The organism is Niallia sp. Marseille-Q9988 (genome assembly GCF_976954375.1).
The window spans coordinates 1-15,705 of record NZ_CDRJSZ010000024.1; the positions used below are offsets into that span (position 1 = coordinate 1).

General features: G+C 35.8%; 18 protein-coding genes and 3 pseudogenes. 5 read left to right on the plus strand and 16 right to left on the minus strand.

The features are described 5' to 3' along the window. The first annotated feature begins 188 nt into the window (after positions 1-188). Positions 189-764, plus strand: a complete 576-nt coding sequence (locus ACWNMZ_RS24820; RefSeq protein ID WP_031540329.1) for a recombinase family protein — start codon at positions 189-191, stop codon at positions 762-764. A gap of 30 nt (positions 765-794) precedes the next feature. Here the strand turns inward: ACWNMZ_RS24820 and ACWNMZ_RS24825 are convergent, their stop codons facing one another. From ACWNMZ_RS24825 to ACWNMZ_RS24835, 3 genes are all read right to left on the minus strand, one after another. Next, positions 795-941 (minus strand): hypothetical protein, encoded by a 147-nt coding sequence (locus tag ACWNMZ_RS24825; RefSeq protein ID WP_155986803.1) that lies wholly within the window; start codon positions 939-941, stop codon positions 795-797. Between the two features lie 244 nt (positions 942-1,185). Then, complete coding sequence (locus ACWNMZ_RS24830; protein ID WP_449598952.1) at positions 1,186-1,338, minus strand: hypothetical protein; 153 nt, start codon at positions 1,336-1,338, stop codon at positions 1,186-1,188. 22 nt (positions 1,339-1,360) lie between these two features. Beyond that, complete coding sequence (locus ACWNMZ_RS24835) at positions 1,361-1,798, minus strand: Hsp20/alpha crystallin family protein (RefSeq protein WP_251628283.1); 438 nt, start codon at positions 1,796-1,798, stop codon at positions 1,361-1,363. 576 nt (positions 1,799-2,374) lie between these two features. Here ACWNMZ_RS24835 and tnpA point away from each other — a divergent pair. From tnpA to tnpC, 3 genes are read left to right on the plus strand one after another with little or no spacing between them, the layout of a single operon-like run. Then, positions 2,375-2,692, plus strand: a complete 318-nt coding sequence (gene tnpA, locus ACWNMZ_RS24840) for an IS66 family insertion sequence element accessory protein TnpA (RefSeq protein WP_031540353.1) — start codon at positions 2,375-2,377, stop codon at positions 2,690-2,692. Beyond that, on the plus strand, positions 2,686-3,045 hold the full coding sequence (gene tnpB, locus ACWNMZ_RS24845; protein ID WP_031540354.1) for an IS66 family insertion sequence element accessory protein TnpB: 360 nt from the start codon (positions 2,686-2,688) through the stop codon (positions 3,043-3,045). The genes tnpA and tnpB overlap by 7 nt, the downstream gene beginning before the upstream one ends. A gap of 49 nt (positions 3,046-3,094) precedes the next feature. Continuing rightward, entirely contained in the window at positions 3,095-4,714 is a 1,620-nt protein-coding gene (tnpC, locus tag ACWNMZ_RS24850) for an IS66 family transposase (protein ID WP_048717388.1), read from the plus strand. Positions 4,715-4,751: 37 nt separating this feature from the next. Here the strand turns inward: tnpC and ACWNMZ_RS24855 are convergent. The 13 genes and pseudogenes from ACWNMZ_RS24855 to ACWNMZ_RS24915 form a co-directional block, all read right to left on the minus strand. Continuing rightward, positions 4,752-4,838: pseudogene (locus tag ACWNMZ_RS24855) on the minus strand (hypothetical protein); the annotation flags it as partial. Between the two features lie 52 nt (positions 4,839-4,890). Beyond that, positions 4,891-5,532 (minus strand): annotated as a pseudogene (locus ACWNMZ_RS24860) (IS21 family transposase); the annotation flags it as partial. A 198-nt stretch (positions 5,533-5,730) separates the two neighbouring features. Next, positions 5,731-6,414 (minus strand): DUF421 domain-containing protein, encoded by a 684-nt coding sequence (locus ACWNMZ_RS24865; RefSeq protein ID WP_047945101.1) that lies wholly within the window; start codon positions 6,412-6,414, stop codon positions 5,731-5,733. Between the two features lie 274 nt (positions 6,415-6,688). Continuing rightward, positions 6,689-7,015: a hypothetical protein gene (locus ACWNMZ_RS24870; RefSeq protein ID WP_226793915.1), complete on the minus strand. Its 327-nt coding sequence runs from the start codon at positions 7,013-7,015 to the stop codon at positions 6,689-6,691. 237 nt (positions 7,016-7,252) lie between these two features. Continuing rightward, the gene (locus ACWNMZ_RS24875; protein ID WP_251629968.1) at positions 7,253-8,770 is read right to left on the minus strand and encodes a phospholipase D-like domain-containing protein; all 1,518 of its coding nucleotides are present in this window, start codon (positions 8,768-8,770) and stop codon (positions 7,253-7,255) included. Positions 8,771-9,122: 352 nt separating this feature from the next. Next, positions 9,123-9,629: pseudogene (locus ACWNMZ_RS24880) on the minus strand (DUF421 domain-containing protein). Positions 9,630-9,744: 115 nt separating this feature from the next. Continuing rightward, the gene (locus ACWNMZ_RS24885) at positions 9,745-10,605 is read right to left on the minus strand and encodes a DUF421 domain-containing protein (RefSeq protein WP_251629965.1); all 861 of its coding nucleotides are present in this window, start codon (positions 10,603-10,605) and stop codon (positions 9,745-9,747) included. Between the two features lie 29 nt (positions 10,606-10,634). After that, entirely contained in the window at positions 10,635-10,841 is a 207-nt protein-coding gene (locus ACWNMZ_RS24890) for a DUF1657 domain-containing protein (protein WP_009336483.1), read from the minus strand. An 11-nt stretch (positions 10,842-10,852) separates the two neighbouring features. Next, positions 10,853-11,203, minus strand: coding sequence for a stage V sporulation protein AE (gene spoVAE / locus ACWNMZ_RS24895; protein WP_235252841.1), 351 nt, complete (start codon positions 11,201-11,203; stop codon positions 10,853-10,855). Further along, entirely contained in the window at positions 11,200-12,219 is a 1,020-nt protein-coding gene (spoVAD, locus tag ACWNMZ_RS24900) for a stage V sporulation protein AD (protein ID WP_061794311.1), read from the minus strand. Before spoVAD ends, spoVAE begins: the two co-directional genes overlap by 4 nt. Continuing rightward, positions 12,219-12,698 carry a stage V sporulation protein AC gene (gene spoVAC / locus ACWNMZ_RS24905; RefSeq protein ID WP_066235783.1) on the minus strand — a complete coding sequence of 160 codons (480 nt, stop codon included), beginning with the start codon at positions 12,696-12,698 and terminating at the stop codon, positions 12,219-12,221. Before spoVAC ends, spoVAD begins: the two co-directional genes overlap by 1 nt. A gap of 17 nt (positions 12,699-12,715) precedes the next feature. Continuing rightward, positions 12,716-13,189 (minus strand): YhcN/YlaJ family sporulation lipoprotein, encoded by a 474-nt coding sequence (locus tag ACWNMZ_RS24910; protein ID WP_066235784.1) that lies wholly within the window; start codon positions 13,187-13,189, stop codon positions 12,716-12,718. 81 nt (positions 13,190-13,270) lie between these two features. Beyond that, positions 13,271-13,477, minus strand: coding sequence for a DUF1657 domain-containing protein (locus ACWNMZ_RS24915; protein WP_013352384.1), 207 nt, complete (start codon positions 13,475-13,477; stop codon positions 13,271-13,273). 738 nt (positions 13,478-14,215) lie between these two features. Here ACWNMZ_RS24915 and ACWNMZ_RS24920 point away from each other — a divergent pair. Next, positions 14,216-15,697 carry a spore germination protein gene (locus ACWNMZ_RS24920; RefSeq protein WP_235252825.1) on the plus strand — a complete coding sequence of 494 codons (1,482 nt, stop codon included), beginning with the start codon at positions 14,216-14,218 and terminating at the stop codon, positions 15,695-15,697. Positions 15,698-15,705 lie beyond the last annotated feature (8 nt).

The window sequence follows — 15,705 nt, forward strand, 5'->3', positions numbered from 1 at the left end:
TAACCACTTAATTTTAAGTTGAAGAACTTTATTTTAACTTATCAGCTATCATTTTAAGATAACTTTTTTATTACTTATAATGCAAAATAGCGATTAAAATTGGTGCAAAATAACGTCTAAAGTGACATATTAGCTTGATAGACTCTCAATAACACCTATCAAAAATACATATTAAAAGAGGACAAAATATGATCTATGGATACGCCCGGGTTAGTACACAAGACCAAAACCTTGATACCCAAATCGAACAACTTACAAAATTTGGAGTAGACGAAGTTGTAAAGGAGAAAATCAGTGGTGTTTCTAAACAGAAGCAACAATTGGATGAACTTCTTTCCAAGATTACAACTGGAGATACCTTAGTTGTGACTCGAATGGATCGTCTTGGTCGAAACACTGTTCAGTTGTTACAGCTAGTTGAACAGCTTCGTGAAAGGAACATCCACTTTGTTATCCTTAATTTAGGAATTGATACAAGGACACCTACTGGTAAATTCTTTTTAACTGTAATGGCAGCATTTAGTGAGCTAGATCGAGAAATGATTAAAGAGAAGCAACGTTCAGGGATTAAATTGGCCAAGCAAAAGGGTAAATATCGAGGAAGAGTAAAAAAATATACGGATAAACATCCAGGAATGAACCACGCAATTGAATTACGAAATACAACAGATAAAACGGTAAAGGAGATATGTGCCATTACAAAGGTTAGTCAGGCAGCGTTTTATCGTAAGCTAAAGGAAATGGAGGAAAAAGAGGGGATATAACAGAATGTAAATTATTACCTGTGTGGCCCCTCAATCCTCGAATCGTTTCCGTACCCCTACTAGATGACCAAAATATAATACCTCAATTTTCAACTCTGGAAATGTCCTAATTACTAAGTCATCACAATAATCTAATCGATCTTTGACTTGTACAGATAAGTTTTTATTTATGTACATAATATCCTCTCAAAATGTTAGTTTACAGTTAGCATTACAAAATTATGGTATTGTTATTCATAATTATTTATGTTGGTTATAGTAAACATGTTATTACAAAGATTGACCAAATAATCTTTTGTTAATTGTAAAACAAAAAAGACAAGTTATTTAACTTGTCTTTCTCTTTCGATGAATTAATTACAATTTAGGTACTATAATGATTATTTATTAGCTTATATAAAGCCTATGATCCTTATCAGATTTATAAAAAGTTTTTCTTAATATTATCTGTTAACTCAGAAATGACCTTTTTCTTTTGTTGTTCAGGTGAATGAATAGTTAAAATTATCAAATCCACCAAATCAGGACTTTCTTTAGCTAATTCCTGCATGTAGTCATACCCGAAATCTTTCATGACCAGTAGCAATTTACTCATGTTACTGGAAACTTACATCTATCTTCTTTTTTACGTCCTTCGCCACTTTTGGCATTGTTATTTCAAGTATTCCATTTTTGTAGGTAGCTTTAACCCCATCATGTGAAACGGGGCTTGGAAGTGTTATCATACGTTGAAAACGACCTGTATAGCGTTCCTTTTTTAACATATTTTCTTCTTTTATTTCATTGGTACGCTTGATAGAACCACTAATGCTTAATCTGTTATTTTGTATATCAATATCTACATCTTCTTTCTTTTCAAGACCAGGTAAATCACATGTTGCCACAATCTCATTCTCAGTTTCATGAACATCTACTCGAATCCCACCTATACCATGTTCATTGTCAAACGAAATTGGTAATTCCGAAAAGAAACGATCGAATTCTCTTCTCATATTTGATAATTGTCTAAATGGATCATAAGGTACTAATGACATATTCAATCCTCCTTGTTTATTTTCAAAGATATTATTCCAATTTTGTATACGTTTATTCATAAATCCTTTATTTTACGTTCTGTACAAATGGATTCGTATCTGTACCAATTTTTAGAGTGTTTCTTTTAACACAACTTCCATAGAATTAACCCAAATAGCAGAATACAAACCCTTCAAGACCAATAATAATCTACTCAATCTCACATTCTATTTCCGTTTCATCTAATAAACTCACAACAATTCTTTCCCCTTCAAATACAGTCAACTTTCTAATCAATGTAAAATATAACTCCAAATCAAACTCTGTTATTGGCTCTGCTTTTTCAATGAGCTCAATAAACTGTCTTACTCTATATTTTTGTAAATAATCTTCACTATCTATGTTCTGCTGCCATTTTTCTAAAAAATAATCTTTGTTCTCTATGATGGCATTAAACGTGTTAATAAAAGCTTGGTATAAGACTTTATCGTCAATATGTTTGTTCTGACGTAAGCGTCAAACTATACCCACATGGTTTGACGCTTTTTTATATGCGATAATCTCCTAGAGATTACACATAATGGAGGTTTTGCTATATGAAGAGATCCGATCTTAGAGTTGAATGGGAAAAACGGATTGCTAACTATATGACAAGCGGACTAAGTGCTTCAAATTGGTGTGCAGCCAACGAGGTCAGTATTCATCAATTCTGGTATTGGAAGAAGAAGCTTAAAACAACCGAAGACACGTCAAATACCCCTTCACAATGGATTACATTAGAAATGGATGAAACAATGACAGACTCTCAATCTAACATAGTTGTTCATGTTGGTCACGTAGCGTTAGAGGTCAAACAAGGCTTTGATCCCCAGCTGCTTGTAGATGTGGTAAGGACACTTCAATCCATATGCTAAATGCATCAACGATTGAGAGTGTCTACCTCGCTCGAGGTAGCACGGACATGAGAAAATCCATTGATGGATTAGCTATCATCGTTCAGATGGAATTCAATCTAGATCCCTTTTCATCGAGTCTTTTTGTTTTTTGTAACAAGAAACGCGATAAACTCAAGATTCTTCATTGGGATACCAACGGATTTTGGTTGTACTACCGAAGACTCGAACGTGGAACATTTCACTGGCCATCTGATCATGGGAGCTTAGGTCCGTATAAAATCTCACGTCGCCAATTGAATTGGTTGTTAGATGGTTTATCATTAGAACAGACAAAAGCACATCCCGTCGTTTCTGCAAAAACTGTCGTTTAAACATGAAATTATGAGAGTAATCGGTTGGATCTTATAGTATAATGAAATCATGAAAAAGACAAAGAAAACAGCAAACACAACTCCTACAATTGAAGAACTTCTCGAGCGCGTTCAACTCTTGGAACAGAAAAACGCAGACTTAGAGGCGAAGCTAGAAAAGGAAAAAAGTGAATCTGAAGCCAAGATTAGTTGGTTACAAGAACAGCTTCGCCTTCATCAGTCTAAACGTTTTGGTGTATCTAGCGAAAAGGGCATTCCAGGTCAACTGGAACTAACTCTTTTTAATGAAGTTGAACAAGAAGCGGACCTCGCATCACCCGAACCTACCGTAGAAACCATCACCTACCGCCGTAAGAAGAAACGCGGCCAACGTCAGTTGATGTTAGAAAATCTGCCTGTGGAAACGATCGATTATCGTTTATCCGATGAAGAGCAGGTCTGTTCGTGTTGCGGTGGAAACCTGCATGAAATGAGTACAGAAGTCCGTCAGGAATTAAAATATATCCCAGCTGAAGTAAAAGTGGTGAAGCATGTGCGCCATGTTTATTCATGCCGCCATTGTGAACAGGAGGCCATTGAAACGCCGATCCAAACCGCGCCCATGCCGAAGCCAGTCATTGCGGGAAGTCTCGCATCTCCATCTATGTTGGCACATATCATGAGCCAAAAGTATGTAGAGGGACTTCCTATATATAGACAGGAAAAACATCTACATCGTTTGGGTATAACATTATCTCGTCAAACGATGGCTAATTGGATGATGTACGGAGCAGATCGTTGGTTAAGCAAGCTATATAGTCGGATGCATCAGCTCCTAGTTAAGCTTGACATTGTTTGTGCGGATGAGACAACTCTTCAAGTGCTTCAAGAGCCAGGTAGATCCGCTTCATCTAAATCCTATTTGTGGCTATACCGTACAGGTGTCGAGGGATCTCCCATCATACTATATGATTATCAAGAAACCAGAGCTGGAGAAAATCCAATGAACTTCTTAAAGGAATTCAAAGGCTTTCTTCAAGTCGACGGTTATGCCGGATATCATAAAGTAGAAAACGTAACACTTGTTGGTTGTTGGGCTCATGCCAGACGTGGTTTTACCGATGTCTTAAAAGCACTGCCTACAAATAGTATAAAACCAGTCGCTGCGACCGAAGGTCTCCAATTCTGTAATCAACTTTTCACGATTGAGCGAAAGTTAAAGGAATTAGAGCCGGAAGAACGGTATAAACAACGTCTAGAGCAAAGTAAACCAATACTAGACTCTTTTTTGTCATGGCTAAAAGTACAAGAACAACATGTGTTGCCTAAAAGTGGTCTCGGAAAAGCTATTACATACTGTCTAAACCAGTGGGATAAGTTAGTGGCATTTCTAGAGGATGGTCGATTAGAAATCGATAACAATAGAAGCGAAAGGGCTATTAAGCCAGTAGTGCTTGGAAGGAAGGCTTGGCTGTTTAGTAACACACCAAATGGTGCGAGAGCCAGTGCCATCATATACAGTATCGTGGAGACAGCGATCGCAAACGGATTGAATCCATATTACTATCTTCGCTATCTATTTGAGCAGCTTCCCAACTTGGATCTGACAGATCATGATAACCTTGACCAACTACTTCCTTGGTCAACGACACTACCAGTGTCTTGTATTTCATTTAAAAAACTTAACTAAATAATAACCCAGGCCCCATCTAAAACATAGGTGGGGTCTATTTGACGCTTACGTTCTGACAGCTTTTTTCACCTTTGACACTGTATTTTCCATTACATCTCCAGACAATTCTTCTAAGCCTTTCATCGGTAGAGTTCCATACCTTTCTTCCAAATGGGCTACCACAATGCCCACATCTCCGTTAATATTGTTTTTGGAACTCCTCCAAACGCTTCAAAGCTTTCCATCAAAAAGGATATTAGTACACTTTGTGACTTTGACATGGTTAGTCCATAAGACTTGAATCTTGAATTACCTAACACTAGTACCCCGACATTGACGTATATAATTTCCCCCTCTTTTGTTATGTATCTAATGTTCTCTTTCCAATCAAATTGTGCTTGTTCCCCGGGAGGGGTCTCAAAACGAACAACGGTCTTGTTCGCTTGAATTCTTTTTCCATCACTAAAGTATGCCTGGAATTCAGGTTTATCAGATATATAGCGTCGGAAAGATGACTGAGAACATTCTAACCCATGGTTATCTTTTAGATACTCCCATAGAATCCTCTTGTAGTAAAAGGTTTGTATAGATTCCTCTGAAAGTAGCTCAGATATAACGTTATATAAGTCATCTATTTTTGACTTTCTATTACGAGTTTTGCAAGAACTATTCCCATTTAAATATCGATCCACTGTCCTCCTATCTACACCTAATTCCCGCCCTAATCTACTTTTATTTATTTTCATATTTAGGCTCTACATTAGAAGCTTTAACTTTGGTAAATCTTCCAAACAATTAATTTCTATATCTGTACTTATATCTAGATGTACATGCATCCTCTTCACCTCAGTGTAAGTATGCATGTATGACACTAAACTGTACATTCTTATGTAATCATTTCTGTACATTATTAAATTAGCATTTATACTCGGTGTTATAAGTGAAAAATTAGGCTTTAGTTACTTCATTAAAGCGCCTGATTGTTGAAGACTAAAGTTTATATTCACCAAGAAATGCTCTTATCCTAACAAATTTTATTTAGGACTTACATGTATGCCTTCACTCTCTCGCCAATCTGCGTAAAGTATACGCTTTACATTATCATATCCATTGGTAGTTAATTGGTTATCTAACCACTGTTGATCAAATCCGAGTTCATGTAAATTATCCCATAAAATTTCCCCATCTATAATTAACGATGTTGGGAGGTCTACTGGACTTTCTGGAAGATTGAGATCTTGCTTGTCTGGTTTTTGATACTTGGATTTTAATAATAAACTTATTTGCCCATTAGCTTCCAATATACCGTATTTGACTTCGCGAACTGAAAAGACATTATTTTGACGGAGTATACTCAATACTTGATTTACATCCAATTTGTTCTTTGTAAGTAACTTTCTGTCCATAACACCATCTCGAATGATGATGTTAGGATTGCCTAATAAGAGAGAACGTGTCGATTTATTTTTTAGAGTCATAAACTCTATTCCAAACATAAGAAACGTCCACAATCCGATGGCATATAAAAAATGAAAAATCCCTACCTTATCTTCATAAATGGTATTTCCTAAAAGATCTCCAAGTACTAACACAAAAACTAAGTGAAACGGGGTTAACTGATAGATGGATGTTCTGCCTGTTATGATAATGATAAAAAATAAAGTGGCAAAACCAACGATGACTTTGATCGTCAGTAAACCAATATTGACTTCTTCCAAAGTTTTTTCCTCCAATTTAAATTTTACTTAGTTGTAAGATCTTGAGGTTTAGATAAAGAGGCTAGTTTTAGTATTAAAGCTCGAGTTACAATTCCAACCATGATGTAATATATGAATGAATAACTGTATCTCCACTCATAATAATACACAAGTTCGACCCACTCGGAAAAAGGTTCACCAATAAAGGCGTATGTGAGTACCATAGTGATTTGTGCGATTATAAAAATTTTCCATGTTCTAAAATATTGATATAACAACATGTAAGCTACAGGTATCATTGAAAAATCAAAGGGAAAGGCCCTAGGAATAATAGGTAGAATGCAATTGGATAATCCCAAAACCTATATTGTAAGCCAACTACATCTAATAAGGTTGTTGTTATGATAATTATGGTACCAAATAACAAAATTTCTAAAATAATGTCTCGTTTAACAAGTTTAGCCCATATAACCCAAGGCACAACTAAAAAAACGACTAGTATCCACCATTCCCAAGTTAAAAACTCATTTTTTAGCCAACCATTTAATTCTAAATGATAGAGCTTATCTTCTAATAAACGTATTTCCTTAAGATTTTCAAATATATTATCTATTGATATCACCTCTATATTTAAATGAAAAGGTAACAGATATTTTTGAATTCAAACTCTTTGAGCTGCCTTTTTAGTATTACCGTTTTTTAGTAATGAATTTCCATCGTAAATAAGAAAAAAACCATATTGAAAGTTCTTCTAACAAGGGTTTTCGACTCTTTTCAAATCAATCAGAAATATTTTAAAAACAATGAAATTTTTTAAATCTAGATTTAACATAGAACAATAAAAACAGGATACATCAACTCATAATAATGGAGAGAGCAGGCGAGAACCCTGTTCAACAATGCGCTCGGTCAGGGATCGTTGCAACAAGTCTTCAATTCTTAATGGTACAGAATCAGCAAGATCACGCTCGAATTGATGTGTAAGTTCCATCGCCACATCAGTACTGTACAAGACTTGACACACCTCATAATTCAGGCGAAAACTTCTCATATCATAGTTTGCTGAGCCTACGGCAGCAATCTCCTCATCGATGGTCAACACCTTCGCATGTATCATTCCTTTGTCGTACTGGTAGATTTGAACTCCAGCTTCTATAAGTTCTCCGTAATAAGTACGGCTTGCAAGACCCACGATTTTTTGATTATTGTGGCGAGGAACCAGCAATCTTACACGGACACCACGAGTTACTGCTGTCTTTAATGCCATGATAATATCCGTTTCTGGTACAAAATAGGGAGTTGTTATATCAATAGTCTTGGTCGCCTGTGTTATACATATAAAGTAAGCTTGACGAATAACTGGGGTAGGAATTCCAGGGTTTCCTTCCAACGTATGGATGTACGCTTTTTGCAATTCTCCTGTCTTTGTTTGGGTATTGTCTGTTTTACCTTCTATAGGCCATAACTCAGATCCTAATTCGGCAGGCCATCTTGAAAGATCTATGCTGCCGGTTGGATTGATTTCCTTTGATTTATATTTTGGGATTTTAGTGGCCTTTTTCGTTGCCTCAGATTTTGTTTTTGACTTTATCCGTTCTGGTACAGCGATATTCCAATGAACGTCGAAGATAGTCTGCAAGTCGCCTGTTGCTTCCCCTATAATTTGCAAATGAGTGTCCCTCCAAAATCCTACGTCTGGCTTTAATCCTGTATATTCATACCCAACGTTCATACCGCCAGTAAAGGATTCCTTTCTGTCAATCGTCACAATCTTACAATGATCCCGATAATTCCAATTGGACAAAATCCAGGGAAATCGCAGAGGAAATATTGTCCTGCATTCTATCCCTGCTTCAACCATCTGCCGGATTTTTTCACGCGGGAATTTATAACTCCCCAAGCTATCTCTCATAAAACGAACCTGCACTCCATTTAATGCTTTTTCGATTAGCAGTTCTGTGATTCGATTACCAATTTGGTCGTTCCGATAGATGAAATATTCCAGATCAATGGTTTCTTGGGCTTTTTGCAGGGATACAAGGAGTTGATCATATTTTGCTATCCCATTGTTAAACACTTGGACTTGGCCCATTCGAAGCCCATTCACAGTGAAATGCCGTAAAGCATTGGCAATTACCGATGCTGAAGCACCGAATGTCTCAGGTAATTTGTTAGATTCATTTTTAGAACAGGTCAATCTTTTTCGATGAATAAACTTAGGGTTTGATATGCTAAGATATAGCCAGAAACCAATGACAGGTAAAAAAAGGACGATTATTATCCAATTCAAAGCCTTGGCAGGCCGACGAACTTCCCAAATTGCTATGAATAAGATAAAGAACGTATTTAACAGGTATAGATAAAAAATCCACTCCAACTGGAATCCCTCCTTCTGTTTCTCTTATCATGTACAAACTATGTAACCAGTATACGTATGGAATATGAAGGGATTGTCTGTTATATATTATGGACTACCTTTATAAGAACTTGTATAAGATATTAAGAACGAAAAAAAGAGAATTAAGGTTGGGAAAGTTCTGACATCAAGAAAGGCGTAATGATCTGGGCACTGTCCTAACTAGAGACTTAGTGATTTTGAAAATTACCATCTGGTAAATTCCTAAATATAGGTATAATTTTTTATAAATTTGGAAAATGAAATTGGTAAATGCAATAAGGAGTAAATAAGAGAAAACATTAATTTATATTGGGAGGAAATCGTCTTAAAATTAGTCGTTAACATCTTTTTTGTTAATGTTTAATGAATGATCGGTATCTCTAACAGCAGCATAAAAAAAATCTTTGATTTGAAGATATCACTTTGCCTTTAGTTCTTCCTTTAACCACTTTTCATTTTTGTTGATAAATTTTAATTTACGCTTTTGCACTTTCCCTTCAATGACAACGACTATGGGTAATCCGCGGTATTCCACTTTCATATGTAAATCTTTTGGAGTAATAGGAACTAATTCTTTTCTTGGAAAAATGCTAATTTCACCTGTTGCTTCCAAAATCGCATATTCATTATCGTGAATATCCGGATATCCTGTTGTTCTTAAATTAGACAACAGCTCAGGTAAAGGATATCTACTTTCCTTTAAATTTCGATTAAGATAAAAAAGAATCGCTCCAAAATCATGAGGGGTAAGTTGGGATAGAGCTGATTTCCCTAAAATATTTACTGCTACAATAAACACAATATAGATAAAAATAACTTTAACTAAAAAAATAGACACTTCTAACACCTCGTAAAAAAATTCACCTTAGTCCGAAATTGGACTAAGGTTTTTAAACTTATTTCAATTAAAAATGGTATCTTTTTTTCGTCATGTATGAATCTAAGCTAAATCCTTATCCTTTTAAAATAGGGGTCACTTTATCAATGGCTTCTTGTAATTTTTCACTGTTTAACCTATACATTTGTTTGGCGTCTTTTGATTCCGTTCCAAGAGCAAATAGTTCTAAGTCTGCTTGACATTTTTTCAAGGTTGAAAGAATTAAGGGTCTTTCTTGTGGGGGGGCGACTTGTAATTTATCGTCAAACAGATCAATCGTTAACTCTCCGTAAGAATTAACCTGTCCCAGAAATACATTTTCAATCGTTACCCCTAGTTTTTCTAATTCAGTTTGTAGCCAAGCCCGACTTCGTCCAATCGTGGCTAGTGGTTCATCCATTATTGTACCATCCATAATAATGGTCTGAGGCTCCTTGATTGAAGCAACCTTCAAGTTTATATCCTTTGCTGTTAAAGGTTGATTTTCTTTCTTTAGCATCACAGATAAATCACCTGTTGCCTCTAAAACAGCAAATTCTACATCAGAGACTTGAAAGACATCCTTCCTGCGAAGTAGCTCTAACAGTTCATCTGTCGTATATCTTTCCTTTTTTAAATTATCTTCCATAATCTTCCCATCTTTGATAAATACAGTTGCTTTTCCTTCTATAAAATTGCGAAAACCTTTACTTTTTAAGGAAATTAAATCACTGAAAAAGGGAATAGCCGCAAAAATGACAATTCCAATAATTCCGTGAAAAATGTTCCGTTCAAGTCCCGTAGCCACTTCTGCACCAATACTTCCAATAGACATACCGGTGACATATTCAAAGAAAGATAGTTCTGAAATTTGCTTTTTCCCTAACCATTTTGTAATGAAAAATAAAACAGCAACAAATAATGCTGAGCGTACAGCTATATCTAACCATTCAGGCACTGCTTACACCCCCTGTAAATATAGTTTTTCTAGAAACCTTTGTACTGAAGTTCCTCTCCTTCTAGTTCTCCTACTCTTTTTTTTAAATCTTTTGTTACTTCGTGTACTACCATCATAGCCTCATGCAAAGTTCGCTTCGATTCATCATCAAGAGTCCGTAATGCTAAACTTGAGAGACTTGCTTCTACCCCTTTTAGACTGGCAAAACACTGTTTAACATCTGATCCTACTGTCATCCTAATTCTCCTTATCCTTTTGGCTTAAAAATTAAAGCTCCTATCATGCCGAAAACAATGGCAGCTGAAATACCAGAACTAGTTACTTCAAACATTCCTGTCAGTACACCAACTAACCCATGTTTTTCTGCTTCCTGCATCGCACCATGAATAAGCGAATTCCCAAAACTTGTAATCGGAACGGTAGCCCCTGCCCCAGCAAAATCAATCAAAGGCTCGTATAGTCCAAATCCATCTAAAAGAGCCCCAATCACTACAAGAGCACTTAAGGTATGACCTGGTGTCAATTTAAATACATCAAACATAATTTGCCCAATGATACAAATTAAACCGCCTACGACAAAAGCCCAAAAATAGATCATGTTAATTGTTCACCTCCGTATTCAATTGACACTGCATGGGCGATACAAGGAATTGTTTCATTTTGCTGAAAGGACAACGGTGAAAGCAAAGCACCTGTAGCCACAACTAACATTCGTTTAAATTCACCTTTTTTCATGCGGTTTAATAAATGCCCATAAACTACCGTTGCTGAACAGCCTGCACCGCTTGCTCCTGCAAGAACGGGTTGTCCTTCCCGATAAATCATAAGGCCACAATCCTGGTATTGTTCTTCACTAATAGGAGTTCCATGCTTTTTAAATAGATCCATGGACACTTCCTGTCCGATTTGGCCAAGGTCACCGGTTACAATTAAATCGTAATAAGATGGCTCAACATTTCGTTCCTTTAAATGGGCTTCAATGGTATCAACCGCAGCTGGCGCCATAGCTCCTCCCATGTTAAATGGATCTGTCAATCCCATATCGATTACACGACCAATTGTGGCAGATGTGACATGAGGTCCTTCCCCAGAATCACTTAATAGGGCTGCACCTGCACCAGTAACCGTCCATTGTGCCGTAGGTGGCTTTTGTCCACCATACTCAGTTGGATACCGAAATTGTTTTTCAACAGCTGTATCATGACTGGAAGCTCCTGTTAACAAATATTTCGCTCCTTTTGTATTTACAATATAAGCACCTAGAGCCAGTCCTTCCATCGAGGTAGAGCAAGCACCGAATAAGCCAAAATAAGGAGCTCCAATCGTTCTGCTAGCGAAACTTGTTGGGGTGATTTGATTGATTAAGTCCCCAGCTAGGATAAATTGAACTTGATCCTTTTGTATGCCCCCTTTTTCCATGGCTTTTTGGCAAGCCTCTTCAAAAAGGATTTTATGTGCTTTCTCATAGGAATCCTGCCCAAGCCATAAATCAGCATGAAGAGTATCGAAATCATCTGGGATAGCACCATTGGCTTCAAATGGTCCACCAACGGTTCCAGTGGAGATAATGACAGGCTTTTGTTCGAAGATCCATGTACGATGACCTGCTAGCATTATAAACCACCCCATCTGATTAAAATTGTTTTAATTAAGGCAATGATAAAAGCAGAAAACACACCAAATAAAATGACAGAACCGGCTAGTTTAAACATATTGCCGCCTACGCCCAGTACAAATCCTTCGGTTCGATGTTCAATGGCAGGTGATATGACCGCATTGCCAAAACCTGTTACAGGTACAGCTGTTCCAGCCCCACCAAATTGGGCCATTCGATCATATACGCCAAAACCAGTAAGAAGCATTGTAATAAAAATTAACGTACCCACCGTCGGATTTCCGGCCGTTTGCTCAGTAAAATCGAAATAATAAATGTAAAAGTCTGAAATAAGCTGACCAATCAAACAAATAAGTCCACCGGTTAAAAAGGCCTTAATACAATTTTTAACAACCGGTCTTTTGATCTCTCGTTGTTTTTGCAATTTTTGATATTCCTGTTGCACAGGAGTAAGTTGTTTCTTTTGATTGTTAGACATAACTCGATCCTTCCTCTTTAGGTTTGTTCCTTCATAAGACTTTTCAGTTTGTTCAAATCATTTTTTAAGTTCTTCTTATTCATATCGTTTTTTTTCAGTCTTTGCTCGACCTTTTCGAGCTCCCAGAATATTTTTTTATCAGTCGAAACAAAAACTTTATAGTCGGGATACTTTTTTTCTAAGTCGGATTTTACTGACTTCTCGATACTCTTTAATCGAAATCGATCAAAATTCTCAACTTTAATCGCTGCCATAAGCTCTTTATCAGTATTCACAGCTTTTACGTCTGTAATATCTTCCTTGGCAATTATCTTTTCTTTCGCATGATTGGCAACGGATTGATCAATTGGCTTACTTGTATGTACTTGTGAAATACCAAAAGTACTATTACCTTGAGTAAATTCATTTTGATTACCATTACATCCTGATGCGAAACCAATGACCATTATAATAAAAAGTAGGTTTTTCAATGTGGTTATTTTATCTTTCAAAAAAACACCTCCATTTTTTTCCATTATTTGAACAGCTGAAAAAAGGTTGGTTAAGAGGCCAACCTTTTTTCGCCTTACTAATTACTGTTGTTTGTATTGAGGTTCTTCTTGTTCGATTTGTTGAACACGTGGTTCAATGCTGTCTACAACGGATTGGGTTTGCTTAGCTGCATCTTGGTAAAGTTGCTTAGCTTGTTGATTATCTGTACTAAGAGCAAATGTTTCAAAGCTAGCTTGAGCACTTTTCAATCCTGCTAGAGCTGTTTTAACGTCATTTATTACTGTCATGATAATTTCCTCCTTGAATTTTTTTTACTCTTTTATTTTGCTTTATGGAGAATTTTTTATTCAATGATTTTTGGGAAATTTAAATCTAAATTATTTTTGACGTATAGCTCCATTTTTTCGATAATAACCCCTTTTCCATATCCCCATCATTTCTTCTATTTCTCGTTGACAGCAATAACTCTTATAACTTTTCATTTTTTCTTTTCTCAACTTCAATTTCTTTTACACCCCTACCTTTATAAAATAAGATGATTGTATTTCCTGAAAGGACTAATATTTTTCCCATTTTTCGGATATTATCCCAAAGTTTTAAGAGTTTCTCCCTCTTAATCATCCTATTTATGGGTATTTAACATTGAAAATGTAATAACAAAGATAAACGCATGCATTTGTCGCCGTATTAAGGTTTGTCTAATACATAAAAAGGAACTGTTTTGTTATTAAACATCAAATTTTTCATACATTTTAGAAGGTGAAAAAATGACAACAAAACAAAAAAGGAAATCCTTTCAACGTTTAACGTTAAAACCAAAAAAGGACATTGAAGAAATAAAATTTGGGATTAATCTGAGAGAAAAAGGGTAATAACTGACAAGAAACCAACCTCTTAAACTAGACACAATAATGGTTTAACGCTGTCCATTATGATGTATTGGTTCTACGATCCTTCTATCCATATTCTGTATAAAATAATTTTTTTAACAGACACTATAAAAAACGTTGAAGGAAATGATAAGAATGACAGAGCGTAATAATAATGAGAGCTTGCCAGGTTATGAAAAAATTAAATCGATTCTTAATGAATCACCCGACTTGAATTGTCGAAAGATTGAAGCTGGACAAGTGGGGATTCATATTATTTTCATGAAGATTTTAATTAAGCCAGAGATTCTAAATGAATATGTCATTAAATACATTGAACAACTTTCTGTAGAATACTTACATTACACCTATTTAATGAAAAACATTCCTATAGAAGAAATAATGGTAAATATAGAGGAACAAGAAGTTATCTCTTCCCTATTAAATGGATTTGCTTATATTTATTTCTTAGAAGAGAAAAAGGGATTCATGGTGAACTGCGCAAATCCCATTGAACGCTCTATTGAGAAAGCAGAAACAGAATCGTTAGTATATGGACCTAAAATTTCGTTCACTGAATCATTAACTTCTAACGTTAAGATAATCAGACAAAATCTAAATGATTATAATTTGTGCACGGATGAAATAAAGATTGGGGAACGCGCTCAAAAGCAAGTAAGAATTGTATATATAAAAGATATTGCTAACGATGACACTCTTCAGACACTTAAGGAAAGGATTAAACAATTAAAAACGGATAATATAAGTGACAGTTCCGTTTTGGCTCAATGCCTAGAAGATAATCATTACTCTTTATTTCCACAATTTATATTAACAGAGCTGCCCGATCGATTCATCTACTCGATTATAAACGGGCGAATTGGTGTTTTTATAGATGGTAGCCCAGTAGGGATTATAGGTCCTGCTAATTTTTTCTCATTTTTCGAATCAACAGAAGATATCTATTTGAGATGGTCTTTAAGTACATTTATTCGTTTTATCCGATTTTTTGCTATGGTAGGTTCTATTTTTTTAACAGCCATTTATGTGGCTGCCATGACTTATCATTTTGAACTCATACCATCTAAATTGTTATTTATCATTGGACAATCACGTTCACAAGTTCCTTTTCCGCCCTTATTAGAAGCACTCTTACTAGAATTGTTAATTGAGTTACTTAGAGAAGCTGGTGCCCGCCTTCCTTCAAAAGTAGGACAAACAATGGGAATTGTAGGAGGTCTTGTCATTGGCCAAGCAACGGTTGAGGCAGGATTAACTAGCAATATTTTAATTATCATTGTTGCATTTAGTGCATTAGGGGCATTTTCGGCTCCTATTTATGAAATGGGCACTGCTGTCAGAATTGCTAGATTTCCAATCATTATTTTAGCAGGTGTTTGGGGGTTAAATGGAATCATTTTTGGTATATGTATTCTAATGGTTCACTTGTTAAAATTAACTTCTTTAAATAAACCTTATCTTGCACCTCTATATCCGCTAAGAATGAAAGATTTGCAATATTTTTTAATACGTCTCCCCCACCATTTTTATATGAGGCGACCGTTAGTAAATCGACCAAAAGACTCCATTCGCCTAAAGGAGCGATTAAGAAATATAACAGATTTAGATGAATTTTGAGGTGCAAA

Bases quoted from the DNA above. Each gene is read 5' to 3' on its own strand.
- ACWNMZ_RS24915 (WP_013352384.1), bottom strand. From the start codon at position 13,477: ATGACAGTAATAAATGACGTTAAAACAGCTCTAGCAGGATTGAAAAGT.
- tnpB (WP_031540354.1), top strand. From the start codon at position 2,686: ATGCTAAATGCATCAACGATTGAGAGTGTCTACCTCGCTCGAGGTAGC.
- spoVAE (WP_235252841.1), bottom strand. From the start codon at position 11,203: ATGATCTATTTTTGGGCTTTTGTCGTAGGCGGTTTAATTTGTATCATT.
- spoVAD (WP_061794311.1), bottom strand. From the start codon at position 12,219: ATGCTAGCAGGTCATCGTACATGGATCTTCGAACAAAAGCCTGTCATT.
- spoVAC (WP_066235783.1), bottom strand. From the start codon at position 12,698: ATGTCTAACAATCAAAAGAAACAACTTACTCCTGTGCAACAGGAATAT.
- ACWNMZ_RS24835 (WP_251628283.1), bottom strand. From the start codon at position 1,798: ATGTCATTAGTACCTTATGATCCATTTAGACAATTATCAAATATGAGA.
- ACWNMZ_RS24830 (WP_449598952.1), bottom strand. From the start codon at position 1,338: ATGAAAGATTTCGGGTATGACTACATGCAGGAATTAGCTAAAGAAAGT.
- tnpA (WP_031540353.1), top strand. From the start codon at position 2,375: ATGAAGAGATCCGATCTTAGAGTTGAATGGGAAAAACGGATTGCTAAC.
- ACWNMZ_RS24825 (WP_155986803.1), bottom strand. From the start codon at position 941: ATGTACATAAATAAAAACTTATCTGTACAAGTCAAAGATCGATTAGAT.
- ACWNMZ_RS24920 (WP_235252825.1), top strand. From the start codon at position 14,216: ATGACAGAGCGTAATAATAATGAGAGCTTGCCAGGTTATGAAAAAATT.
- ACWNMZ_RS24820 (WP_031540329.1), top strand. From the start codon at position 189: ATGATCTATGGATACGCCCGGGTTAGTACACAAGACCAAAACCTTGAT.
- ACWNMZ_RS24890 (WP_009336483.1), bottom strand. From the start codon at position 10,841: ATGACAGTAGGATCAGATGTTAAACAGTGTTTTGCCAGTCTAAAAGGG.
- tnpC (WP_048717388.1), top strand. From the start codon at position 3,095: ATGAAAAAGACAAAGAAAACAGCAAACACAACTCCTACAATTGAAGAA.